Here is a 24,049-nt window from a genome sequence, read left to right on the forward strand (position 1 = left end):
TTAGTTGCGCGCAGAGAAAAAACCAGATGTGAACTATCCTGCACAATCCAGATGCTATGAGAACTACGGCCCGGCGAGCTCTGAGAGCTATGGGCCGCTTCAATATGAGCACAACGTCAAGTTGCAATATACGCCATAATCGATCATACATACGATAAACGATTGATTTGTAAGGACATTTTATATCCACACTGCTGATAATAATGAGTGAATTTCACTTGTGATAAATACTTCTTGAAACTAATTGGCCCATGATTTAGCTTCAATAGAAATTATTGATGTCTGGAACGGTGGAAATGAAACACTTCATTTTGGTCGAAGCCCCCCTGACGACCGAGGAAAACTATCTTCTGCTCCATCTCGACCCAGACCTTCCGGATGAGTGCAGGGAATTCAAACCGTTTTCTCATTACAGCCTATGGCTAGCACGGAGGGGTTACGCTCCGAACACTGCGAAACTATACGCAGAGCACGTTGGCCGGTTTATTGACTATGTGTACGAAGCAGCACACACCCAATTCCCGGTTGATGTCGAGCTCACGACTGAGACCATCATTTACAGCTACCAGGCTTACCTGCTATTCGGCAAAGGAGCATCAAACCCCATTGCAAGCACGCTGGCTGAGAGCCTTGGGAAAGAGAAACTTACCAGCCATAACTCCCTCGCACAGACTATCGAATCATCGATCTACTGGTTCCTCAAAGTTTTAGAGGCCAAGAACAGCATTGCTCCCGACGTATTATTCAGCCCGTTCTATCTCAATCGTGCCGAATACCGAAGCCAATCGGAAGTTTCTGCCCACAAGGCTAAATCTTGGCTGGCTGCAGTCATCAGTGACTCACTCAAATCCGTCCTGCCAAAGGAAAAAAAAGGCAGACTGTTTCCGCAGGCGAAGCGCAGGGACAGGAAGAACGACAAGCAGGGATTCAAGACTATTGCCTACCCCATCGAGCGATCCGTTGATTTGGTTAGGCAGCCGAAGCCAAGGAGGTCAAAAACTTTTTATCGGGACATGACTTTCTACGCCCTGCTCGCTGCGACCGGTGCTCGTAGCAGCGAGGCGCTCCAAATCAGAATGCCCGACATCGATGCTGATACGTTTGCAGTCTTCCTTCGAGACCCATTTGCCAGGAAGACTCCCGGCATTACTGAAAGCGAATATAAGCTTCTCTCATGGAAAGGCCGTGACACGGAGCTGACTTACATGATCGAACCATTCGCCAAGATCTTTTGGGAAAGTTTGGAAAAGTATTTGGCTCTGGAATACAACTCTAGCGTAGACCATGATTTTGTGTTTCAGAATTCTGACGCCAGGCCTTTTTTCGCTAGCGATAGAAGCAGCCGCGACAAAACCTTCAAGAAATACGCCCAGAAAGCAGGTTTGATGGACGTGTCTGGTATCAGCCCCCATTCACTTAGGCATATGTACGGAACCTACACCCTTAACTACATGCCAGTACCGGGCCAGAGCACTCCAGGCTTCCCAATTACATATGTGAAAATTCTCATGGGGCACTCCAGCGTCACCTCTACAATGAAGTATGCCAAACATGACACCGATATTATCGAGGCCTACTTGCAGCACGCAAATCAGTATGTAACTCAGCGGGGGGAGGACTCCCTTAGAACAATCCGCGAAGAGTTCCATGCTCGTCAGCTTGAGCTATTGAGAGACGAAGCCCAACGTATCAAAGGAACCAAAAATGATTAATCTTACCAAGGGCATTATCATCGTTCAATCGGGAGATGACCTGGCGAGATCAATCCAGTCAGCTATCACCAAGGCTAAGGATTGCATCTGCCAAGAGCTTTTCCAAGCTAAGCATGTGCCTCCTAGCAAAGTTACAAGCTCGCCTCGCAACGAATTCTATACTGCTTCTATCATGCGACTGTTCGACGGCCATCTCAGCACGGTAAACGTCCCAGTGTACGACGAAACCTGGGTACAGAATGCCTATACATGCTCAAAGAAGACACCTGAGCCTGAGATCGCAAAGGAGGTAATTCCAAAAGCCGCTCATGACTGGCTAACCAAGGCTTCGCTGGAAAGGCTGAGCAGAGACTGTGTGCTAATTCTTCACTTCCTCTGGCAGGAGAAAGCGGTGCTCCTCCCGGCGGACATGAAGAAACCTATCGTTGGCAACCCTAGAACCGAGACAAACTTTTTCGAGGTCGCAGCAGCCTATTATACTGAAGTGCTAGCACTAGTTAGGTTGCCTTTTGTGTCTCACGTTTCTTACACAGGCATACCAGACATTACCACCGTAATGAACCCCACTGCCGTTAGCAATTTCGAATGGAATGCGTGGAGGATGATTCGCTCCACAGACTGGCACAGGATCGAGGATATTGATCCTGTCGACATTTCAGCCTTGGTGGGTCACTTGGTTTCATCACGAAATGGTGGTGTGAGTTGGTTCAAGTACCCTATCGCCCCTGCCGCCTTTTGGGGCTATATACAACGTCTGTATCCTGATCGCTGCAGGCAGGGCGACTTAGAGAGACCAATCAAGAATTCCAGTCATGCAAATAGAAACGCGCTCATTTCTGGTGAGTTCGCATATCCTCCGGAGCACAAAACGATAGTTGAGACATGGTTAAAACACCAAGACAAATTCATCAACCTGCTTAAGACTCGCGGATTGAAAAAATATGCTGAGTATGCGAAGAGCTTTTCCATTCTCAACACATATTTGTTTAGCGAGTTGTACGAATCGACAAAAAAAGCCCCACCAGTCCCAAAGGAGTTTACTCGTCGGCATATTGAAGGTGACGGATTTGAGGGTTTCATTTCCTATCTACATAGGGGGAGGACGAAGGGAACAGTTAAGAACACCTTGTACAGAATAGACGCACTTTTTAATTACTTCGTAGTAAACTCCACAATCGACAACGACCTTACCGGGTTCATAAATCCGATTTCGGACATCGACTACCCGGTAGTCAAAAGGAAAGCCGGATCCAACAAGCCGGCTTTCGGATCTGAACACTTCCCATACCTGCTGCAGTATTGCTATGCAATTGAATCCTTTTCAACATACCTTTCCGACAAGGTTTTTGAAGAGAAAGAAAGCTTGTATGATCCAAAATACAGGGCAGATATCGAGACTAAAAACTGGAACGATGCCCATAGGGTGGTGCAAACTGAAAAACATGGCTACGTCCCACTAGTTTTTTACCGCAATCCTAATTTTGATACTTCGCAGCCAAAATCGGTATCAAACTCGCCGATTATGTACGAAGCCCTGCGCCTTCTCCCAAGAGTCCTATTTCCACATGTTGAGCGCAATGACGACTGGACTCACTATCCTCAGTTAAACCATATTCGGCACAACATAGTTGCTCTGGAAACTGGCGTCCGAAGCTTACACATTCGTTGGTTGGATAAGCGCACATATGATAAACATATAGATCGGTCAAGGCCGTTACCCCCAATCTGCAAATTACATATCAACACAGATAAGGCCAACGGGCCTTGGGATGCTACTGTTTCACGAAATGTCATTGAGGTGCTAGATCGACAGAAAAAAATGATACTGCAAATCGGCGACCCCTCAATGGAAAGTGCCGTATGGTATGACAATCACGAGGATAGCCCATTTGGAAAAGTTATTAGCATTTTTTCAAAAGGCGGCACCCCTGGAGTACTGGCTGCAGACTCGTATGCGAAATATTTCAGGAGACTCATTTACTCCTTCGACTTGTTCTGCCGATTCCAGCTAAGAGTCAACTCTACTAATCGGATGCCGAAGGCCCTGGCCGATTTTGAGTCAATCGATGATCCACACGACTACTTAGCAGCCGTCAAGCTGGGAGCCGAAGCTTACAAAATGATCGAACATACCCCTCATTCTTGTAGGGTATCTGTGGTATCCGAGTACATCAGGATTTTACCACCCCACATCATCGGGGCTTTCATCACAGGTCAGGCCACAGATGCACACGTCATGTACTACGCAAAGCTCGATCCTGCATACCTCAAGGCTGTGGCGCAGCATCAGAAACTCAGTATTGAACACGGTTGGCTTCTTGACCGTCCAGCAATGTCTTCCATCAAGGCCGAAGACGTCGCCTCCACGCTGCAACAAGCATTCCGCCGAGACAAGGACAAGTCCCTTATCGACTTCGGCGCAATCTCATTCGACCGAGAAACTGATAATAATGTGCTGTCAGGCATCAAGGCTGCAAAGCAGCGGCCTGTTGATTCGCTTGCCTTCATGCCGACCCATATCTGCCCATTTGGCAACCAATGTACAGAGGACGTCATCAAAGACCTAGGCGCTGTGCCTGGCTCAAGGATGCCTTGCGGTGGCTGTTATTATTCGATCAAGACTGTCGACCACCTGCCTAGGATTTATGGGCTTATTCGCGTGTTAACTGACGAGTGCAGCGAACTGGAAAGCCATATTTCCGAGGCCAAACGCAATGGCGCATCTTCCGAAAGCTTAGTGCCGAAAGCCAACCATCGAAAATTCTTAGCTTCAGAGATTATTTCCTGGAGCGTTACCGCTCACTGCCTTGAGCAAATGCACAACGAAATCAAGATGCGTTCGAGCTTCTTGGTGGAAAAGCCTGAAATCGTATCCGGACATCTGGATCGCTTAGAGTTTCAAGAAAACACCCTCTCCAACTTGATTGCACGTACCGCTGAAGCCAAGTCACATGCAGAATTTTTCACTCCTCAGTTGAAACATCAGATCATGGCCGCACGTCACAAGCTCTTGGCATTCACAGGGGACTTTAACCGCATTCTGCAAGAAGCCCCCATCGGATTCACATTGATCGACGAATTCAGAGGCTTGATTAGATCTGCCTGTGAAGTCCTTGGCTTGTCGTTACATGATTTGGGTGAAGCGATGAGTAAGCCCATGGCCCTTGACCGCCCCAACTCGATTCTGAAGCTGATATCAAAGCCTGAGAGTACCCCTGTATGACCAAAGGAGCGAAGCCAGGGCAGAACCGATTTGCGGGTGCTCAGAAACGCAGTCTTGATTATAGGCTCACACGAATCAAAGACGAAGTGATCCCGAGGCTGAAAGCTTTTGTAGGGAAAACATCCTTTGTCGGCGTAACACCCTTCTCCCAATTTTGTGCCGAGTTGTACAATGATGGCCTTGCTGTAAATGAAAAAAAGATCGGATATAGAACGCTCGTCCAGAATAGTGAGTACTGGTCGCTCGTCGGGCCTATCTATTACAGATACTGGGATTCATCCAACAACATGGAATCCAAGAAGGACAGCCTAGTTGGTAAGCTGGCTGTTCAGCGGGCAGACCGCCTTCAAGCTGATATAGGAAGACTGGAGAAAGAAGTCAAAGCCCTTCGAGCGGCGCTGCGGGCTCATGGCGCCTCGCCTACTGCCTTGACGGAGGGAAAGATCAACGATGAAGGTTTCATGGCAAAGTTTGACAAAACCTGCCGTGTTTTAAAGCTCGTACTCGATGCGAGTGATGGGATGTTTACGGCTGACATTCAGGCGAAAAAAATAAGCTGTGCTTACAATGACCTGGAACCAGCAGAGGGACTTGCACCGAAAGAGCTCATTGAACCATTTATCAGCTGGATGCAATCCAAAGAGAAAGATCATGACGGCGACTGACCGGAAGCGCTCACCCTTTGAGCGCTACAGAGACTATGTCATGCGCCTGGAACAAGCTGGCAAGAAGTTCCCTGTGAATCAGTTCGGGGATATCAACTTCAGCAAAATAGCTGATGAGTGCGGCAGTCGCCGACAATGGTTTTCCGAAAGTGCCAAGAAGATCTTTTGCTCCAATGGCGATACCTTAGAACAGGTTATTGCCAAAGATATTCGAAAAATTGGCAGTGAGTTTTTTGCGCCCAAGAACCACGAGCCTGTTCTCTTGGACATGGCGGAGTCAACAAACCGAGAGTCGAACCGCTTGCGAGCCATACTGGAGCAAAAGCTTAAGGAAAACGAATTACTTCGCGAACAGGTTGAACGTCTATCGGCTGAGGTGCGCTTGCTTCGGACGAATATGGCCGAAATAAGTGGCCAGCAGGAACTGATGATAGATTCGGGGCGGTCATTTAGCTTATGAGCAGTCTGTGCAGTGTCATTCAGGTTAGTTCGGTGAAAGTGGGCAGCTTTGGAGGGGCCATTTTTTCAGGACGCATCCTTGGCGAGAACGAAGTCTATACATGCAAGGCAAGTTACAAGGTAATCACTCGCGTCCCACAGCCAGGCGAATGCTGGAAAATCAATGGCTCGATCGTAAGTCGCGATCAATTCCGAAACTTTGTTCTGGTTGAAAGCTGTCACATTGTGAACCTGCCAGTGGCTGCTTACGTTGAGCGGTTGCTTGTTAAGCATCCGGCGTTCCGTGGGCTTTCATTTGGCAAAGCAAAAGTTACGAGACTGATCAGAAAACTCGGAGCGGAAAATCTAGCCCAGACCCTGACTGAGGGAAGAGTTGGCACCTTAGCAGAGGTGATCAACCCCGACCTGGCTCAGAAGATCGTGGACGCTTGGATGACGCTGCAGAACGAGATTTCTACTATTGAATTCCTCATGGAACACCATTTCGACCCAGGCCTTGCGAAAAGCATCCTGAGAGTCTGTCAGACCGATACAGTGGAAAGGCTAAAGCGCAACCCATATAGCTTGGTAGCTTTTCAAGGTGTCCATCCGAACCTGTGGAAAACTGTGGAGGCCACCGCATCCAAGCTGGGTATTTCTCCCAATGATCCACGGAGATTGGTTGGGCTTGTCGAGCACCTTCTTTATGTCCGCCTGGATCAAGGACATACCGCGTGCCCGGTTGACGACCTAAAAACTGAGCTGGCTCTGAAGCTGCGCACTCCTATACTGGTTGATCTCGCAATAACGTCTGCTCTTGACAGGCGTGCGGTGTGCGTAAAGAAACTATATGGCGCAACGTTGATCCAGCCGCTGGGTGCCGCCCTCGTCGAGAGCCAACTGGAGCAGCGTGTGGCGAGCCTAACGTCTGCGCCGACGTCACTACTCCACGGCTCACCCCAGGAACTGGCTCAGGCGATTGAGGACTACTGTTCGCGCCGGGAGCTGGCCTCTGGACATTCGCTCACGCCAGGGCAAAAAAATGCGGTGCTGATGGCGCTCACGAACCGAATCAGTACGCTCACCGGGTTTGGAGGAACCGGGAAGACGACAGTGCTAAGAGCCATTGTTGACATCGCATCCGAATCCCGCCCAGTACATGTCCTGGCACTCAGCGGAAAAGCCAAGGAGCGGGCAAAGGAGGCTATTGGTCGAGACACTCATACGATTCACAGCTTCCTGATCAAAGTCAGGAGCAGAGAACCCAACCTCAACAGTGACTCTGACCCGCTGGTGGTGGTTGACGAAGCCAGCATGGTGGACATCGCATTGATGCTCAAGCTTCTGAATGCATTTGCTAAGAAAGAGCTGTCACTCTTACTCGTAGGGGACACCGGCCAACTATCCCCGGTAGGGTATGGCATTTTCTTTCACGCGATTGCCAAATCGACAGCGATACCGTCCACTCACCTAACTAAGGTTCACAGGACGGTTGGCGATAGTCATCTGCAGAAGACCGCTATCCAGATTCGATCAGGAGAACTCAACACCCTCCCAAGCTGGAACGGCGAGCGGGATGGCGTTTATTTGATCCACTGCACCAACACTCAGGATTTGCTTAACCACCTGTCCAGGCTCAAGCAGATAATCCCAGATGCTCAGGTTTTGACGCCCCACATGTCCGACCGCATGCCCGATTCAGGCCACAAAATTAACAACCATCTTCAAAGCGTTCTTCAGCAGACAGACGAGACGCGGGGCATCAAGATGGGCAAATTCTGGTTGCGCGTAAACGATCCCGTCATCATCACCCAGAACAGCTACGATCATAACCTGTTCAACGGAAACACTGGCGTAATGTCCGGCATAACTAGCCTTGATGGTGAGAGCGCTGGGATTTTCACCTTTAATGGATCGGAAGTGATCCTATCTCGTATGGACTTGTTCCTGCTTGGGGTCAATCTTGCCTACGCTATCTCAATCCACAAAGCGCAAGGCAGCGAGTACCACACCTCTATTATTTGCTCCCTGACCCAAAGCGAATTTGTGGAACGCAGCATGCTTTACACCGGCATCTCGCGATCAAAGCGTCTGGCCCTGATCCTTAGCACCCAAGATCTTCTGCAGCAGGTAGTGGCTCGACCAAACCGAAGTGACACCCTCTGTGTAGGCTTTTCGGCATGACGTCGGGACGACAGCAGCCGTATCTCCGTTCAGGCCAGCAGCCGCGATGGCGGGAGCCCTGCGCGTATCGCGGGTAAAACCCACGTAACAACCGCCTTAAGTCGCCGTTAAGGCAATTACAAACCTCCCTGCCTTAGTGGCCAAATGGTAGCCTGAGCAACGCAATTCAAGGAGGAAACCATGCGACTCGATCAGATGCCTTACCACTCTGCGCCCACCCTGGCGGTACTACCATTCCGCCGATTCCACATCGGCTGGGTATGGCACCTGCGCGCCTTGAAACTCTTCCCCGACTCGCAGCTAGCGTGGAAGCGATACTTTTTTGATAACGGGAGCGGACATGCCCGAGGAGCGGTGTTCACAACCTATGCCGAGGCCATGAGCGCTGCTGATGAGTTCAACCAAGGCATTCATGACCGCGTGAGCAAGGCCGTAAAAGACCCACAGCTCCAAACCTCCACCATCCTGAAAGTTGAGAAAGCCCTGACAGCTGGGCGCCGAATTCGAGATGAGGAAGAGCTGATGGAGCGCGAGGTCATAAAGCGAAATGCCCAGCTACCTCGCCCGGCCAGTCAAGACCTTGAACTTCCCAAAGGCATCGAGCGCCTACGTGAGCCATTATCAAAGCAACTCGACGTCGCTCCATACCTTCACCTCGCAGCTTTTCCAGAATTCAAAGCCTGCCTGCACCGTACTGGGGAACTGAAATGGGAATACCTTGGGGCTTTGAACACAAAGCTGTCGCAGGCATGCTTTCGTGAGTCGATTGCCAGGGGCTACGGTTATTCGGGATTCGATCATTGGGGCCAAACAAAAGCACTGATTCGCGAACGATTGCTTCCTCGGGCAAATAAGCTGCTTCAGCTGGCCAGCGTCAGACAATTACTGGCCGAGGCGAGGAGCCGAGGACAAAGCGTGCTTGTGATTGGAGGCTTCGTCTTCTGGTATGAAGAGGATGGCGGGCCTCAATGGGTTGTGAAGAGCACGGGTGGCGAATCCATTGGCGGCGAAGGCACTACCCTTTGGCATGAAGGCACCATTCTGTCGAAAAACCATGGCCGCATCGTAGTGCTTCCGTACGTTAAGGAAAACGGCGAGCACGTCCAGGGCCACACGAAGAACTCAGCACACGACGGAAAGGCGCTGCCACGCCACCCCGACCAATACGTCACCCTTCCTTTCGAGATCCTGGACGGCGATCTCATGATCGGTTTATTTGGCGAGTTGCACTACGAGTAACGTGCGGAGCAAACACCAGGGTACACGCGGGGCACGCTTTGATCGCCCGAAAAAATACCACCAAAGCGACTGGCCCTAAGATATTGAAGTGCTATCGTTCAGGCTCCCACCCGCCGCTTCGCCAGGAGCATGGGCAAGGCCCGGTATCCGTGCAATGTCCCCTGATATGTCCGACATGTCGCGGTTCGCATTGGATGCCGGGCTAAAGTGCGCTGTGTACCCGGCAGTACGGTCTAGTTGTCCATTACACATCATGCAAGGAGTGCAATATGCAGTACGTGGCTTGTTTACGAGTTGGTCAGAATGACGTTAAAGCCCTGATAAATCTGGAAGCCCCAAGGCGGGACGTCGTAGCGCCTTTATTAGATATGCGATGTGATGACGATAGGCACCTACAAACTTTCTTGGCAAATTGGACTGAACACCCATTTTTCCTAGACGTTTCACGGGTAGCCAAGGATGTTGCCGAGCTTTTCATCACTAATAATGATTTGCATAACTCCGATGGCGCGTTTCAAAATAAACGGCAGTTTTTTGCAGATGTAGCAGCCATCAACCAAAACCTGATTCCTGTCATATCTTGGGTTGATGATGACCCGCAGCGAGCGGTAATTCAAAGTGCACTTGCTCTCCAAGGCACCTTTCAGAATATTGCCATCAGAGTTACTTGCCCAGAAAAACCCACCGCCACATCTTGGAACAGACTATTGTCCATCTTGGACGCCCTTGAAAGCCCCGAGACCGCTACGGTGATTTTAGACTTCGGTGCAACCAGCCCAGCCAATACTGCATCAGGATCAGATTTCAATTTATCGCTGAGGCACCTCAACACCTATCGGATCAGGAATTTGGTTCTGGCGAGCACTTCGTTCCCTATCGATAAACCGGCATCAAACACCTCTCGCTCCTCAGCTTGTTACGATGTAGCGTGGCAATCAAGGGTTGATACCAGTGGCATAGAGTCAAATATAATCTATGGCGATTATGCGGCAACAAACCCTACCGCCCCGATGGAATATATTCGAGGCATGCCCGTACTTCCATTTGCCTGCTATTACACACCAACGGAGTGGTGGCAACGGCGCAAAGGCTCTGACAAGGAATTTGTGAGATACGTGGAAATTGCTCAGGAAATCAGAACTCTACCGGGTTATCACGGCGACGATTTCTGCTGGGCTACTCGTGAATATTCCAGGATCGTCGCCACATCTACCAATTACGGTAACAACGGCACTTGGAACGGGTACAGGATCAACCAGCATATCTGCGCGATGATTCAGTCCATCGAAGATGCTGATAATGATTTTGATGACCTTGATCCCGATGACCTGCTCTAACGGTACCGTTGTTTCAAGCACGCTAATACGTGTGATCTGATCTCGCCTATAGGAAGGGCGTCGCTAAGCTGGCGGCGAACTTCCTTTATAAGGTCACGACTCTTCGTTGGCACGCCATGCTTGCTGGCAAGTGCATCCAATTCATTACGCCACAGAAAGCCCGTAAGGTGAAACTTGTCTTGAAACTTGTTGGGCTTGGCTTTTCGGATCATCGCCATGCCCGAGTAATCATCAACGACGAGCACGCCAACATGGGGAAGGCAAGATTCCAGTGCTTTTACAAGGTGCTTGGAGTGGCAGCACAGCCAAACCTCGTCAAAGCACGCCATGTAGGCCTCTTGCTGGCCCTCCCAACGTGCCAGGGTGTCTGCGTGGGATTTGATTTCGAAAGCGGTGAGCTTTCCATTTGCATGAACCAGATCAGCGCGTCTTGCCTTATCGATGAAGCATAGCTCCTCTATGAAGACGTCAGTTTCCTCATGGGGCATCGCTTTCGCGACCCATTGCTTGAGAATTGGGCGGATTTCGTTCGGATTCAACATGCGCGGATTATAGACAGACAACTGAGGCTTCTCACGCTAAAAAAGCAGCCGACTGTCGATCAGGAGCGAGCCATCAACTGCTGGGGGTTGCCTCACATTATCGAGTGTTTATCGAGTGTTTATCGAGGATGATTCACCCATGCTGTGAGCCCATGGGTATGTTTGGGCCTACGCTACCAGCCAGTTTTCGGATTTGGCAGCAGCGGTTTACGACTTCAGACTACACCCGTGAGATAGATTTGCACTCGCTTGACTACATCTCGGGCGGTGCGGGTTACTCCGATCAATGTGGCCGATGCGAGCCCTGTCCAATCCCCGTAACCCACCAGCCAAAGATTGGGTAAATCAACACTTCGGTTTTCGTCTACGGCTACTTTGCCGTCATGATCGACGATACCTAGGTTGCTCAGGTGGTCGAGCGCTGGAGAAAATCCGGTGCACCAGATCACGGCATCAACCTTCGTCTCAGCTCCCGACGGCCATACGACACCTGATGAAGTGAAATGCGTGAATGGCCGTACTGCGCTCAGGACACCGCGTTCACGAGCCTCTAATACCGGTGGCACCATGACGATGTCGCCCAGCCCTCCCACGGACTGCTGGGGCTCCACCCCCTCTTGCTGCGCCTTCAGCCGAGCGGTGGCTCGCTCGAACAAGACACGGCCATCGACGTCATCTGGAAGAAACTTCGGTGCCTCGTTAGTCACCCAGGTGGCCTGACCAACTTTTGAAACCTCAGCGTAAATCTGGGCACCCGAGTTGCCACCGCCGACGACAAGAACCTTCTTCCCCTCGAACTCACTCGGCCCCACGTATTGGGCGGAATGGATCTGCTGCCCCTTGAACACTTCTTGCCCCGGGTAGGTTGGAATAAACGGGCAGCCCCAAGTGCCCGTTGCGCTGATGACTACCCTGGCATCCCAGCAGCCATCCTCGGAGACAACGCGCAGTCCGCCTTCGATTTTTTCGACATGGCTTACCCGCGTGGAGCGGACGATGGGAAAGTCATAGCGACGCTCGTACTGGGTGAGATAGTCGACGACATCGTCACGATGAGGCGTTTCTTCCGATACAGCAGGCATCGGCCAGCCCGCAATTGAACTCCATGCAGACGGAGAAAAGAGACGGAGCGAATCCCATCCATGTCGCCATGCCCCTCCAGGTGCAGCCTCGGCATCGAGTAACACGTAGGAAAGACCTGAGCGCTTGAGAAAGTAGGCGGCGGTCAGCGCAGACTGGCCACCACCGATGACCACAACATCAAGTATTGGGTTTTGATTCACCAGCATCCCTCCAGGCCCATCTGCTTCGTATCGGTTCAAATCCTGTGGCCATTCTCATCAATGACGACTTGCCCGTCTTCTTTGACAAAACTGCCGCGTTGCGCTTGAGGAAGAAGATCAAGAACGGCCTCTGACGGACGACACAAGCGTGTGCCCAGTGGCGTCACGACAATGGGTCGATTGATCAGAATAGGGTGAGCCATCATGGCATTGATGAGCTGTTCGTCCGTCAGAGATGCATCGCCCAGTCCCAACTCTTCGTGTGGAGTGCCTTTGATACGCAAGAGGGCTCGCACCTCAATTCCCATATCCTTAATCAGCCTGATAAGCGTGGCGCGATCAGGTGGAGTCTGCAGATACTCGATGACTGTCGGCTCTTCTCCGCTATTACGGATCAACTCCAAAGTGTTGCGAGAGGTGCCACAGTTGGGGTTATGGTAGATCGTGATCTGGCTCATACAGGTTCCTCACGCTGGCGTTATATGGAGCGCTGGTTGACGCGCTTGGACAATTCTTCGGCAGACTCTCTACGCTCCGAGTAGCGATCAACCAGGTAGTCCTGGCGATCCCGCAGCAGCAGCGTGAACTTCATCAGCTCTTCCATGACGTCCACCAGACGATCGTAGTAGGAGGACGGCTTCATACGGCCTGTCTCATCGAATTCGGTGAACGCCTTGGCCACTGAAGATTGGTTTGGGATGGTGAACATCCGCATCCACCGACCCAGTACGCGCAGCTGATTGACCACGTTGAACGATTGCGAACCGCCACAGACCTGCATCACCGCAAGGGTCTTTCCTTGCGTAGGTCGTACAGCGCCAATCGCCAGCGGAACCCAATCAATCTGGGCTTTGAAAACCGCGCTCATAGAGCCGTGTCGCTCGGGGGAACACCACACCTGCCCCTCAGACCATTGCATCAGTTCGCGCAACTCCGCGACCTTGGGATGTGTATCGGGAGCATCGTCCGGCAGCGGAAGACCCGAGGGGTCGAAGATTTTGGTTTCGGCGCCAAACTCCTCCAGCAGGCGTGCTGCTTCCTGAGTCACCAGCCGACTGAAAGAACGCTCCCGCGTCGATCCATACAGAAGCAAAATTCGAGGTTTATGGTGCGAGGGTGTACGCGGCTCCAGTTGCTCCAGCGAAGGGATGTCGATTAGTTCGGCCTGTACGTTCGGCAATGCGTCTTGCATATAAACTCCTACAGCAGCGCGAAATGGGGCGCCGCCTCGGTTGATCTTTAAAGCGAACCGATCCGGTTCAGTTCAGCTTTCAGCTGGTCACCGCTCATCGTCTTCAGCGGAAGCTCAAGAAAGGCCGTAACGCGTTCACGAATTTTGGCGAGGGTGGCCTCAAACGTTTCGGTAATCTCGGCTTCCGACCCAGTGGCTTCGGACGGATCGGCTAAGCCCCAGTGCGCTTTCAAAGCTGGCCCGAAAAAGATGGGACAAGCTTCACCCGCAGCCCGATCACAAACGGTGATCACGATATCTGGAGGCGAGTCCTCAAAAGCATCCGACGCCTTGCTGCTCAGGCCAGCAGTGGAAATGCCCGCTGCTTCCAGCGTCTGCAGTGCCCGCTGATTCACTCGACCGCTTGGAAAGCTTCCCGAGCTGACCGCTTCTATGCCCTCGGGCGCCAAGTGATTGAACAGCGCCTCGGACAGGATGCTGCGGCAGCTGTTATGGGTACACATGAACAGGACTTTCATCAAAAGACTCCTTTTCAAATACTGAGGCGCAGTGCCAAGGCGGATAGAGTGGCGATTAGGATCGGCAGGGTCAGCACGATTCCGGTTTTGAAGTAGTAACCCCAGCTGATCTTGATGTCTTTCTTAGCCAGCACGTGCAACCACAACAACGTAGCCAAGCTACCAATTGGAGTGATTTTCGGGCCCAAGTCGCAGCCAATAATGTTGGCGTACACCATGGCTTGCTGGACGACGCCATCGACTTCGGCGGCATGAATCGACAAAGCCCCCACCAGGACGGTCGGCATGTTGTTCATGATGGAAGACAAAAACGCCGTTAGCAGGCCGGTGCCAAGCGAAGCACCCCAGATACCGTACCCAGCGAAGACGTTGAGGATCTGTGCGATGTGATCCGTTAGCCCAGCATTCTTGAGCCCGTAGACAACCAAATACATGCCCAAGGAAAAGACCACCACTTGCCACGGTGCGCCTTTGAGCACCTTCCCGGTGTCGATAGCATGACCACGGGCAGCGACTACGTAGAGGATGAGCGCACAGACTGCAGCAATGACGCTGATCGGAACGCCTAGAGGTTCGATCACGAAGAACCCCACCAGCAACATCACCAGGACTAGCCAGCCCGCAATGAATGTTGGCCGGTGGCGAATTGCTTCAGAAGGCGCATGCAGTTGGGCAAGATCATAGGTAGCCGGCAACTCCTTTCGGAAGAACCACAGCAGCATTACCAATGTCGCTACAACGCTGACAACGTTCACCGGCACCATCACGGAGGCATATTCGGTGAAGCCGATGTTGAAGTAATCGGCAGAAACGATGTTGACCAGGTTGGAGACCACAAACGGCAAGCTCGCAGTATCAGCGATGAATCCAGCTGCCATAACGAATGCCAAAGTGGCTGCCGGAGAAAACCGGAGGGCTAATAGCATCGCGATCACGATGGGGGTCAGGATCAGCGCTGCACCGTCATTGGCAAAAAGCGCTGATACGGCGGCGCCCAGCAATATGATGAATGCGAAGAGCTTTCTGGTGCTCCCTTTCCCCCAGCGAGCGACATGAAGTGCGGCCCATTCAAAAAAGCCTGCTTCATCCAACAGCAAACTGATGATGATCACCGCGATGAAGGTCGCAGTGGCATTCCAGACAATGTGCCAGACCTCTGGGATGTCCCCAAGGCTGACGACGCCAGTTAGCAGGGCCAGAACAGCGCCAAGGGTCGCGCTCCATCCGACTCCCAAGCCTCTAGGCTGCCAGATGACCAACACGATGGTGATGACAAAAATCAATACGGCGAGAAGCATATCAAGCACTCATAAAGGGGCGTGGATCAGTCGCACACCGCTTGTTTGACAGGGCGACCATCCATGTCACACAGGCGGATTGTCTCGTCGTGAAGCCACTGTTGGTTCGCATCGACGACGCCTTTCAGCAGAGCGGTCACCCATTCCGGCAGGTCTTGACGCAGTCGGTAGTAAACCCACTGTCCCTGGCGGCGATCCATCAGCAGACCCGCCGAGCGAAGCAGTGCGAGATGACGGGACACTTTGGGTTGGCTCTGGTCAAGGGCGGCGGTCAGTTCGCAGACGCAAAGCTCACCCTCTCTCACGATCAGCAACGTGATTTTGGTGCGAGTGTCATCAGCCAGGCATTTGAACAACGCGGTAGGAGTCATGGGGTCAGTCATACATCCTCCAGATGCTTTGTCTTCACCAACACAAAAAGTTTGATGCGTTCATGGATATCTTGAAGGGTGTGCCGAAATGCGCCGGGATCATTGCTCGTGACTGGGTCGGGGAAATCCCAGGCGATGACCTCACCAGCATTAGGCATCGCCTGGCATTCTTGGGCGGACTTATGACACAGCGTAATGACGTAATCGAACCGCTCTCCCTGGAACTCGTCGATGGACTTGCTCCGTAGTCCGGACGCGTCCACCCCGAAGTTTTCAAGCGCGGCGACAGTTCGCGGATCAACACTGGACGGCTGGGAACCCGCGCTGTACGCAGCAAAACGCGCATCGGTATGACGTAACAGGGCCTCCGCGAGCTGGGAACGAGCAGAGTTGGCAACGCAGACGAAAAGGACTTTGCTTGGTTGAGTCATGGCAGCCACCACACATGCGGAAAACCGAATATACGCATTATCATATATTCAGTAAAGCATATGTTTCCGATGATGCTATTTCCCTGTGTAGTGGAACGCTTTGCACTCAGACCGTCGGATGACTTTTTGCCGGCAGGCGAAAGCTGATTACCAAGCAAACCATCAACAAGCAGCAAAGCACGCTCAACAGCAGTGCCGGGCCGAACATGTCCAACACTAAGGCGGCTAGGATAGGGCCGCATGCCTGAGCAACCAAAACCGGTCGGGCAAGTAATCCCATTCGTGAGCCGTACCCCTGAGCTCCAAACAAGGCCAGCGGCAGTGTGCCGCGAGCAATGGTGAGAATGCCGTTACCTGCTCCATACAGGGCAATTGCAACGAACGAGAGCCACGGTCTTCCCGAGATCAGCAAGCCAAGCCCGAACAGACAAAGCAGCACGCCCACACGTGCCGACCACGTGGGATGCAGGTTTCTGCCGACTGAAAACTCTGCGATCCGCGCTGCGACTTGGGCGGGGCCGATCACCATCCCGATCGCCAGCGCCACGGCGGTCATGATCCCCAATTGCTTAAGGGTGTCCAGAAGATGCACCGAGACGCTCGATACGACCAGCGCGAGGAGGGTCAGCATCATGCCGATGAGCAGAAACAGAGCGCTGGACTGTCTTGGGGTACGCGTCGTCATGTCGTCGTTTCTGAGGACTACAGGCCTTAGAGGTTGCCTTGCGCTACCGGGGATCATCAGAGCATGGACAGGTAATCCGACAAGCAGGTGGGCGGCGGCAATGCAAAGGCAGGTTCCTCGCCAGCCGAGCCACTCCTCCATGGCGGCCATTGCGGGCCAGCCCAGCGTACTGGCGAACCCACCCAGCAGGGTTAACCCTGTGATCGATGTTCGAGCCCCTTCGCCGAGAAGCCTACCCAGGGTTGAAAAGGCTGCATCGTAAAGCCCTGCCGCCATAGCGATGCCAATCAAACTCCACGCGAAATAATACGTCGCTAGGTTTTCGGAGAGCCCCATGGTGGCAATGCCCCCAGCGAGAAGAAATGAGCTGAGCGCCATCACCACACGGCCCCCGTGTCGGTCGATGTGCCGCCCTACGGTGGGGGATGTTGCTCCCGCGACCAACATCCCCCACGACAGACCGCCAACGACACTGGTGATTGACCAGCCCGTATCCCTCGCAATCGGGGCGGCGAGAACCGCAGGCAGATAGTAGGTAGAGCCCCACGCAAGGATCTGGATGATGCCCATGGCCCAGACGAGCCTGGTTCGGTTGACCACAGGGTGTAACGCCTCGGGAAAACTCACTAGCTGAACTCGTTTTAGTTGGTTAGGAGCAAACTGGCGCGATGGGTTTCTGCCGTCAGCCAATGGAGCTTCGTTGACGGTTCAGCACTCCCGAGATTATTGTTGCATGTAACAACAAATTTGTGACGATTATGCCGAAGCGGAAAAAAGATCAGTTGTCTCAGGATGCCGAAGATTTGTACGAGGCGCTAAACCAGCTCGTCCGCGTTTACCAGTTTCGAGACCGAGACCGAATCTGCTGTTACGACGTTTCGGTCACCCAATGTTACGCGGTCGAAACGCTGGTCAAGAAAGGAGCTCTGCGTCTTCAGGTCTTGGCTGAAGAGATGTTTTTGGACAAGAGCACGGCGAGCCGGGTAATAGATGCGCTTGAACGCAAAGGGTACGTGTCACGCGTTGAGGATGATGAAGATCGCCGCGCTGTGAAGATCCAGGCCACGGGGGCTGGCAGGGAGCTTTACGAGAAAATTAGGAACGGCCTCGTCGCTGAAGAGAAAATAATGATCGAAAACCTTTCAGCCGAAGCCAGGCAGGGAGCGCTGACCCTGCTCAGACAACTCACACGAGCTACCGAAAAACGGTGTGGCCTCACCAGTGAGACTTGCTCAGATTCCAAGCAATCTAGCTAAGAAAGGTTTTTTTGACCAACATGTTGTTACTACCAACAAAAGGAACTCCATCATGCGCATCCGTCCTGCTGAGCCCAATGACGCACCAACGATAGCTGCCATCTACAACCAAGGAATTGAGGAACGGAGCTCGACGTTTGAAACCGCGCCTCGAAACCCAGCTGACATGCTTGAACGACTCCAAGGAGGTGATCGTTATCCTGTGCTGGTAATGCTTGACGAGCACGATCAGGTTGTAGGGTGGGCAAGCCTGAGCGGCTATCGCGCTCGCGCATGCTATGACGGCATCGCTGACTTTTCTATTTACTTGAGCCGTGAGGTTCGAGGCCAAGGGCTGGGCAAGCATCTGCTTCAAGCACTGCTTAAAGAGGCGCAAGCACGGGGTTTCTGGAAAGTCCTCTCCCGCGTATTTACCTTCAACCGTGCCAGCCTAGCATTGTGTGAGGCGTGCGGTTTCCGTGAGGTGGGGGTGTATGAGAAACACGCCTGCCTTGACGGTCGTTGGATTGACTGCGTGATTGTCGAACGACTTTTTCCTGAGAACCAAGCCACAGGCGTAACACCGATCGTTGTGACCAAAACTGAGACAGGTGGGCTAAGTGCCTGTTGAAATACCACTCTTCATTTTTGCTACCAAAACCTAACGATCACTCTGGGGCTCACGGGCCAGGTCAGTGCTTAGGAGTGATCAAATCCGGGCAATTAGGTGTTCCAAGAAGTCAATTGGTATCTGCTTTGAGCGTAACGGTTTGCCGATGCTCGCCGCCTACTTGGGGACGGAATGGAGATACCAGTTCCCTTAAGTTGCTTTCAAAAGTGTAATCACCCGCTAAGCGGGCTGACAGGTGCTCCCCTTCATCATCCGCACCGAGCCGACGCTCAAACTCTCTAGATTCATCGAGAGTCAGTCCCTTTGAGGAGATGCATCATGAAAGCTATCAACGTTGTGGTTATTACACTCAGTTTGGCTATGTCGTCACTGGCCCTTGCCGAGGGCGGCGGCGATCGCACCTATGAGCGCACGGAGAAAGCTCGTGTGGCCGCACTGGAGAACCGCAAATCAGCCTCTGAAGCGCAAGAAGATGTTGCACAGGAAAAGCCCACGACTGAAAAGCAGAAGCACCATTGCTGATGCCGCCCAGCTTACGGAAATGTAATCACGCCGTTTGTTGGCTTATGGCATCTTCGATGTATCAAGCGTACTAGCTATCCAAAGGGCGATCATCACCGAAAAATGCGTGCTCGATGAGCAGCACCTGTAAGTCCTTCTGTGCAGCGGTCTTATTGAACAGGAAGTCTAAGTGCCGGCGCATAGCCAAAACCTCTTCGTTCTCACCAATGGTCGACTCATCTTCGCCACGCTGGGGATAGTAGGGACGGCTGATTTGGTCGAATGCCAAACATGACGAAGAAACGAATTGACAACCTAAGATCTATCCATGGAATAGTTTTTGGTGACGAAATCACCACGCTTCACGGCACCCGGCCCCGTGTCTGTACTACCTCTGAGAAATGAACCCGGCTTCGCAAGAGTAAGACCGTCCCAGGACAGCCGCCTCTGCGTATTGGATGTCTAAACCCCTGAATAACATCTGAGAGGTGATGGCCACTAGGATGAGGCCAATACAGGTGCACGAATATGTCATCCGCCCGCATGCGAACAAGGCATGGCATGTGACTGCTCAGTTACCACAGCTGCGCTTATCCTTGACCCAGTTAAGGACTTCGAACCCTTCTGTCAGCGAGCAAGACGTGTTAACCACTTTTTTGTGTTGTAAACCCGTGAGGTTAACAAGTCAGAAACAGGGTTTACATCCTACGAAAGCTCGATCCAAGGTCAATCGTTGAGACCTAATCGGCAAGTATCAGCGAAGCAAAACCCATCAGATTCGTGATCTTTCCAGCGCCTGATCGGTCAAGGTGCAGCCCATTGATGCCAACCGCTCTAGGCCCGTGGCAGTCACAGCGCAGGGAGTCCCCCACCATCGCCACGCGCTCCTCGCCAAACCTATCGCCAACGCTCACTCCGAGCAGTTTGCAGGCGCTGCGGTACATCACTGGATCCGGCTTGAGCGCTCCGATCTCATAACTCAGTGCATATGCGTCCAGGGTTGGAAAAAGACGCTTTACGGCAGAGCCATATGGCGCTGCAAGATTGCTGCAAATGCCTAGCCGCACCTTCTGTGCCTGTAAGGCTTGAATGCCTTCAACGGCATCAGAGAAAGCCTCAATGCTGTGAATCTCGCGATCAAGGGCATCTTGGATCTGAGCAAGCCGCTCTGGCAGAACCGTGATTTGCAGAAGCTCGGCAGCCTGAGCAAGGTCGCCATCGAACGTCATGAGCGTTCGAACGTCACCTGGCCTGGGAAGCCTACCGGCCCGCAGCCCCTCTTTCAGAAGCATGCGGTATGGATGCGTGGCAGATCGAATTCGAACGATCGTTCCGAACGCATCAACTAGCACTGCTCGATAGTTCATCGATTCATATCCAAAAGAGGCACGATTCAGATTCAAGCCAAGGGAATTTCTGCGCTTCTGGCCTGAGAGCGACGCTGCTTCACAACGCTACTTGCGGGGCGCGTAGCGTCTGAATGTTGGCTGCAGTACGTCGACCCAGCTACTCATTTCATCCTCACAATGGGCACCTTAGCAATGGGCCACATGCGCACGATCTTCATCTTTGAGCACCCTCGACAATTCAGAGCTCGGGCAGATCAGGACGTATGCGCTTTGGGTCAGAGTGAATGCCAGGAGATAGCCTGAGCGCTCCAGGAACTCTGAAACGTCGGACGTCCTGATCAGCCGCCCACTGGCGAATCGATCTTTGTGATCAAAGTAAATTTGCCCTACCAGCGAAAAACCCATTATCTCAGGCTGATCCAGATACGCAGTGATCGCTACCCCAAAATCAATCCGGGATGCCTCGATCACTTCTTGGGGTGTTTTGCCATCAACAGGTGAACGCAACCCATTAGCCCCCACGTTATTTAACGACAATTCCATGTTTAGAAAAGTCCTCCAGCAACCGCTTGCGACTTAGCATGGCCGGAACCTTGAAGATATTTTGATAGCCGTACCATACCCCCCAAGGAATTAGCGCAAGGCCTAAGCCGAAGGTAGCAGTCGCCGCAATGAAGCCTCCAGGAATTGACCCAAGTGAATACAGCACTCCTTTGATTACAGTCGACCTGACAATGAGTCGCATATCACCGAGGTCGTACTCAACCTTGCCGTGCATGTTCTCGAACGCAACAACAATGATCGACTTCTTCCCAAGGTGTTTAAAATACCAAGTTCTCGGCGTATCTGTACGGAGCGCTCCTTTATCAGATAGATACTTTGGCACTACTACTTCTTTAAAATAAAACGTCTTGCCCTCCTCATCCTCAAGCCGCACACGGCTGTAAAGCGCATCAATATCTCCAGAGGCCCGCAAGTTGAAATTCTTCACAACCACTGTCATTTTCTTAAGATCAGACATGCATTTTCCTTGAGCATTGCTGGACTAATATCTGGCGATATCGCGATAGTTTCACTTTCGGCTGACTGAGCACTCGACAGTCCTGTATCAACTGGCTCGAAGGATCATAGTCTGTGGCACACCACCTATAACATCCTCAATGAACATTAGGTGGCTGACGATCACGTAGCAGGAACCGCTTTCCGTCAACAACAGCGTGTATCCGGCTTCCTGATATGTTTCAACGATCTGGCTTGTAGTAAACGCTTCACCATCTTCAAAGCGATTCAGACGGTCGTTAAATATCGCCGCTCGAACTCCATCACCCTTAGGCCGTGCGTCCAGTAAAAAACCGGTCACTACTCGCTTGAAATCTTGCTGAGCAGCTTCAGCCAGCAGCTCTAGAAAATTACGCATATAAATCCAGCCAACTAGTTAATATCGATCATAAAGTCGCCACTAAAACCGCACTGCTCACCCGGATAACCTTTTGGGTTACTAATGAGCCGGCATCCTTCCACCATCACGTCAACATGGCTATGCGTGTGCCCAAAGACCCATACATCGGCCTGACGAACGAGTTCTGGCCAGTCATTTGAATAGGCCGGCATTAGGGGTGAGCCCTGCTCTGGCCCGCAGTAGTTGACCAGTGGGCAATGATGAGTGATGACAATGGTCTGCCCATCAAACTCCTTGGCTAGCTCTTCCTTGAGCCACTCGTAGGTTCGATGATTTCGACTGATAACGTCACTGATACTCAATGCGCGGTATCCCTCGCCTGCACGAATCAGGCGGAAGTCGTTCATGCCTCGCCTAGCCTCCTGCGATGCTTGGTACACGCTTTCACCCGTCGCGAAGTCTGTCCAAGCTGTAGCACCCAAAATGCGCGCGTTACCTATCACGAGAGACTCATTTTCAAGAACATGCACATTGCTGCCTGCCGCCAACTGCTTCATCGATTGAAGGGTGCGGTCGATGTGGCCTTTGTAGAATTCGTGGTTTCCACATACATAGGCTACCGGGACATCAAATACTTCCTGGGCCCAGGTCACCCCTCGCCCTTTGGTGTGGATGTCGCCAGCAAGGATCACAAGATCAGCATCGTTGCTCGCGTTCCTTGGGATCAAGCCAAGTTGCGCTTCGATCTCTAGATGGAGGTCGGAGTAGATGCGGGCTTTCAACAGCAGGTCTCCAACTCATGGTTGAGGGGGTCTAGAAGACTTTCCCGATATATTGATGCTGCAGGCAGGGGCGTTCGTCCACCAAGCCAATGCATGCAAGGCTTTACCGGAATATTGACCCGGTGCGGACAGGCTCGCCGTGCCTCAGCGGCCTACCGTGGACTCATGAGCGGACAGCTCTGCTTTCGTATATGAATATACGGGTTTGAGTCGAACCATGCAAACGCGGCATATAGTCCGATTTCCTGGTATCGGTCGCTCATGCTCCGAATAGCGCTTGCCTCAACATTGCGGTTCATGCGCCGCCACAGCTCCGTCCTCCAGGCTGACTTTGAAGGCGGGGTTTCGCAATCCCACATCAGTCGCCTGGAAAGAGGTGAATCTAGTGTCACGCTGGAGAGACTAGAAGAGATCGCCGCGCACCTGAACGTGCACCCACTTACTTTGGTTACTCTTACATGGGGAGCTAGTGAGCAGATTCCGCCGGCAGAGCTGCTGGAGCGCGTCCGTCAGGAGCTCGAATCTCTCGATGGGCTTTTTCAGCCAATCGTTCTCGATGGCCAGCCTGCTACACATCCTCGGATCATTGAGGCGGAAAAAGTGCGCGATGAAGTACAGCGCCTGAAAGCGCTTGGGCACACCAAGGCAGAGATCTCCCGGCTGATGGGGATTGCAAAATCGACCGCTGCACGCCATTGGTGAAGCCGGCTCCTTAATCTCGTTACCTTTGAAATACTGCAGGCCCGTTTTGAATCCAAGAGCCCGCCTGGGCCGCATTGCATCTCTGGTACGCAACCTCGATGTCGGCGGCATTCAGCCCGTGGAGACCGTCGGAATCGAACGGGGCTTGTACAAAGGGACAGCACAGTGTTAGGAGTCAGGTATCTAACTCAATACAGATGGAGTTCATAACGGCCCCAGAGGCTCATCTGCGTACTACTACCGGTAGGTCGCAATGGCGATGTCGAAGACGAATACACAAGTTTCGGTGTTTCGATCAAGGTACCGACTTTCGATACTTCGTAAATGTGGCA

The 24,049-nt window shown here is 52.3% G+C and carries 26 protein-coding genes; 11 read left to right on the forward strand and 15 right to left on the reverse strand.

What is annotated here, in order from left to right:
- The first annotated feature begins 296 nt into the window (after positions 1 to 296).
- The 7 genes from V476_RS08395 to V476_RS08425 all read left to right on the forward strand — a co-directional run bounded on the left by V476_RS08395 (position 297) and on the right by V476_RS08425 (position 10,798).
- Positions 297 to 1,712 carry a tyrosine-type recombinase/integrase gene (locus V476_RS08395; protein ID WP_024961383.1) on the forward strand — a complete coding sequence of 472 codons (1,416 nt, stop codon included), beginning with the start codon at positions 297 to 299 and terminating at the stop codon, positions 1,710 to 1,712.
- A complete protein-coding gene (locus V476_RS08400; protein ID WP_027903022.1) occupies positions 1,705 to 4,935 on the forward strand; it encodes a hypothetical protein in 3,231 nt (1,076 codons plus the stop codon). Before V476_RS08395 ends, V476_RS08400 begins: the two co-directional genes overlap by 8 nt.
- Positions 4,932 to 5,600, forward strand: a complete 669-nt coding sequence (locus V476_RS08405; RefSeq protein ID WP_024961385.1) for a hypothetical protein — start codon at positions 4,932 to 4,934, stop codon at positions 5,598 to 5,600. Before V476_RS08400 ends, V476_RS08405 begins: the two co-directional genes overlap by 4 nt.
- Positions 5,587 to 6,060, forward strand: coding sequence for a hypothetical protein (locus V476_RS08410; RefSeq protein ID WP_024961386.1), 474 nt, complete (start codon positions 5,587 to 5,589; stop codon positions 6,058 to 6,060). The genes V476_RS08405 and V476_RS08410 overlap by 14 nt, the downstream gene beginning before the upstream one ends.
- A gap of 32 nt (positions 6,061 to 6,092) precedes the next feature.
- Positions 6,093 to 8,222, forward strand: a complete 2,130-nt coding sequence (locus V476_RS08415; RefSeq protein ID WP_235810968.1) for an AAA family ATPase — start codon at positions 6,093 to 6,095, stop codon at positions 8,220 to 8,222.
- A gap of 180 nt (positions 8,223 to 8,402) precedes the next feature.
- Positions 8,403 to 9,461 carry a hypothetical protein gene (locus V476_RS08420; protein WP_024961388.1) on the forward strand — a complete coding sequence of 353 codons (1,059 nt, stop codon included), beginning with the start codon at positions 8,403 to 8,405 and terminating at the stop codon, positions 9,459 to 9,461.
- Between the two features lie 269 nt (positions 9,462 to 9,730).
- Positions 9,731 to 10,798, forward strand: coding sequence for a beta family protein (locus tag V476_RS08425; RefSeq protein WP_024961389.1), 1,068 nt, complete (start codon positions 9,731 to 9,733; stop codon positions 10,796 to 10,798).
- Here V476_RS08425 and V476_RS08430 read toward each other — a convergent pair.
- The 9 genes from V476_RS08430 to V476_RS08470 all read right to left on the reverse strand — a co-directional run bounded on the left by V476_RS08430 (position 10,795) and on the right by V476_RS08470 (position 17,745).
- On the reverse strand, positions 10,795 to 11,361 hold the full coding sequence (locus V476_RS08430; RefSeq protein WP_169737586.1) for a sce7726 family protein: 567 nt from the start codon (positions 11,359 to 11,361) through the stop codon (positions 10,795 to 10,797). The genes V476_RS08425 and V476_RS08430 overlap by 4 nt on opposite strands.
- Positions 11,362 to 11,555: 194 nt before the next feature.
- Positions 11,556 to 12,629, reverse strand: a complete 1,074-nt coding sequence (locus V476_RS08435) for an ArsO family NAD(P)H-dependent flavin-containing monooxygenase (RefSeq protein WP_024961391.1) — start codon at positions 12,627 to 12,629, stop codon at positions 11,556 to 11,558.
- A 29-nt stretch (positions 12,630 to 12,658) separates the two neighbouring features.
- On the reverse strand, positions 12,659 to 13,081 hold the full coding sequence (gene arsC, locus V476_RS08440) for an arsenate reductase (glutaredoxin) (RefSeq protein ID WP_024961392.1): 423 nt from the start codon (positions 13,079 to 13,081) through the stop codon (positions 12,659 to 12,661).
- A gap of 20 nt (positions 13,082 to 13,101) precedes the next feature.
- Entirely contained in the window at positions 13,102 to 13,815 is a 714-nt protein-coding gene (gene arsH / locus V476_RS08445; RefSeq protein WP_024961393.1) for an arsenical resistance protein ArsH, read from the reverse strand.
- 47 nt (positions 13,816 to 13,862) lie between these two features.
- A complete protein-coding gene (locus V476_RS08450) occupies positions 13,863 to 14,333 on the reverse strand; it encodes an arsenate reductase ArsC (protein ID WP_024961394.1) in 471 nt (156 codons plus the stop codon).
- 14 nt (positions 14,334 to 14,347) lie between these two features.
- A complete protein-coding gene (locus V476_RS08455) occupies positions 14,348 to 15,631 on the reverse strand; it encodes an arsenic transporter (protein ID WP_024961395.1) in 1,284 nt (427 codons plus the stop codon).
- A gap of 26 nt (positions 15,632 to 15,657) precedes the next feature.
- Positions 15,658 to 16,014 carry a metalloregulator ArsR/SmtB family transcription factor gene (locus tag V476_RS08460; RefSeq protein ID WP_024961396.1) on the reverse strand — a complete coding sequence of 119 codons (357 nt, stop codon included), beginning with the start codon at positions 16,012 to 16,014 and terminating at the stop codon, positions 15,658 to 15,660.
- Positions 16,011 to 16,433 carry an arsenate reductase ArsC gene (locus V476_RS08465; RefSeq protein ID WP_024961397.1) on the reverse strand — a complete coding sequence of 141 codons (423 nt, stop codon included), beginning with the start codon at positions 16,431 to 16,433 and terminating at the stop codon, positions 16,011 to 16,013. Before V476_RS08465 ends, V476_RS08460 begins: the two co-directional genes overlap by 4 nt.
- A 106-nt stretch (positions 16,434 to 16,539) precedes the next feature.
- Positions 16,540 to 17,745 carry an MFS transporter gene (locus V476_RS08470; RefSeq protein WP_024961398.1) on the reverse strand — a complete coding sequence of 402 codons (1,206 nt, stop codon included), beginning with the start codon at positions 17,743 to 17,745 and terminating at the stop codon, positions 16,540 to 16,542.
- A 131-nt stretch (positions 17,746 to 17,876) separates the two neighbouring features.
- On the opposite strand from V476_RS08470, the gene V476_RS08475 reads away from it, so the two are divergent.
- The 3 genes from V476_RS08475 (at position 17,877) to V476_RS08485 (ending at position 19,506) form a co-directional block, all read left to right on the forward strand.
- Positions 17,877 to 18,374, forward strand: coding sequence for a MarR family winged helix-turn-helix transcriptional regulator (locus tag V476_RS08475; RefSeq protein WP_024961399.1), 498 nt, complete (start codon positions 17,877 to 17,879; stop codon positions 18,372 to 18,374).
- 52 nt (positions 18,375 to 18,426) lie between these two features.
- The gene (locus tag V476_RS08480) at positions 18,427 to 18,984 is read left to right on the forward strand and encodes an arsinothricin resistance N-acetyltransferase ArsN1 family A (RefSeq protein ID WP_024961400.1); all 558 of its coding nucleotides are present in this window, start codon (positions 18,427 to 18,429) and stop codon (positions 18,982 to 18,984) included.
- A 318-nt stretch (positions 18,985 to 19,302) separates the two neighbouring features.
- Positions 19,303 to 19,506 (forward strand): co-regulatory protein PtrA N-terminal domain-containing protein, encoded by a 204-nt coding sequence (locus V476_RS08485; RefSeq protein WP_024961401.1) that lies wholly within the window; start codon positions 19,303 to 19,305, stop codon positions 19,504 to 19,506.
- Positions 19,507 to 19,576: 70 nt separating this feature from the next.
- Here V476_RS08485 and V476_RS08490 read toward each other — a convergent pair whose 3' ends face one another.
- From V476_RS08490 to V476_RS08515, 6 genes are all read right to left on the reverse strand, one after another.
- Positions 19,577 to 19,774, reverse strand: a complete 198-nt coding sequence (locus V476_RS08490) for a DUF3732 domain-containing protein (protein WP_024961402.1) — start codon at positions 19,772 to 19,774, stop codon at positions 19,577 to 19,579.
- A 451-nt stretch (positions 19,775 to 20,225) separates the two neighbouring features.
- Entirely contained in the window at positions 20,226 to 20,852 is a 627-nt protein-coding gene (locus V476_RS08495; protein ID WP_032629762.1) for an HAD family hydrolase, read from the reverse strand.
- Positions 20,853 to 21,020: 168 nt separating this feature from the next.
- Complete coding sequence (locus V476_RS08500) at positions 21,021 to 21,377, reverse strand: hypothetical protein (RefSeq protein WP_024961405.1); 357 nt, start codon at positions 21,375 to 21,377, stop codon at positions 21,021 to 21,023.
- A complete protein-coding gene (locus V476_RS08505) occupies positions 21,358 to 21,855 on the reverse strand; it encodes a hypothetical protein (protein ID WP_024961406.1) in 498 nt (165 codons plus the stop codon). Before V476_RS08505 ends, V476_RS08500 begins: the two co-directional genes overlap by 20 nt.
- Before the next feature lie 87 nt (positions 21,856 to 21,942).
- On the reverse strand, positions 21,943 to 22,251 hold the full coding sequence (locus tag V476_RS08510; RefSeq protein WP_024961407.1) for a hypothetical protein: 309 nt from the start codon (positions 22,249 to 22,251) through the stop codon (positions 21,943 to 21,945).
- Positions 22,252 to 22,265: 14 nt separating this feature from the next.
- Positions 22,266 to 23,015, reverse strand: a complete 750-nt coding sequence (locus V476_RS08515; protein ID WP_024961408.1) for a metallophosphoesterase — start codon at positions 23,013 to 23,015, stop codon at positions 22,266 to 22,268.
- Between the two features lie 297 nt (positions 23,016 to 23,312).
- On the opposite strand from V476_RS08515, the gene V476_RS08520 reads away from it, so the two are divergent.
- The gene (locus V476_RS08520; RefSeq protein ID WP_235810969.1) at positions 23,313 to 23,717 is read left to right on the forward strand and encodes a helix-turn-helix domain-containing protein; all 405 of its coding nucleotides are present in this window, start codon (positions 23,313 to 23,315) and stop codon (positions 23,715 to 23,717) included.
- Positions 23,718 to 24,049: the final 332 nt, after the last annotated feature.

Source organism: Pseudomonas syringae KCTC 12500 (assembly GCF_000507185.2).
Taxonomy (GTDB): Bacteria; Pseudomonadota; Gammaproteobacteria; order Pseudomonadales; family Pseudomonadaceae; genus Aquipseudomonas; species Aquipseudomonas syringae.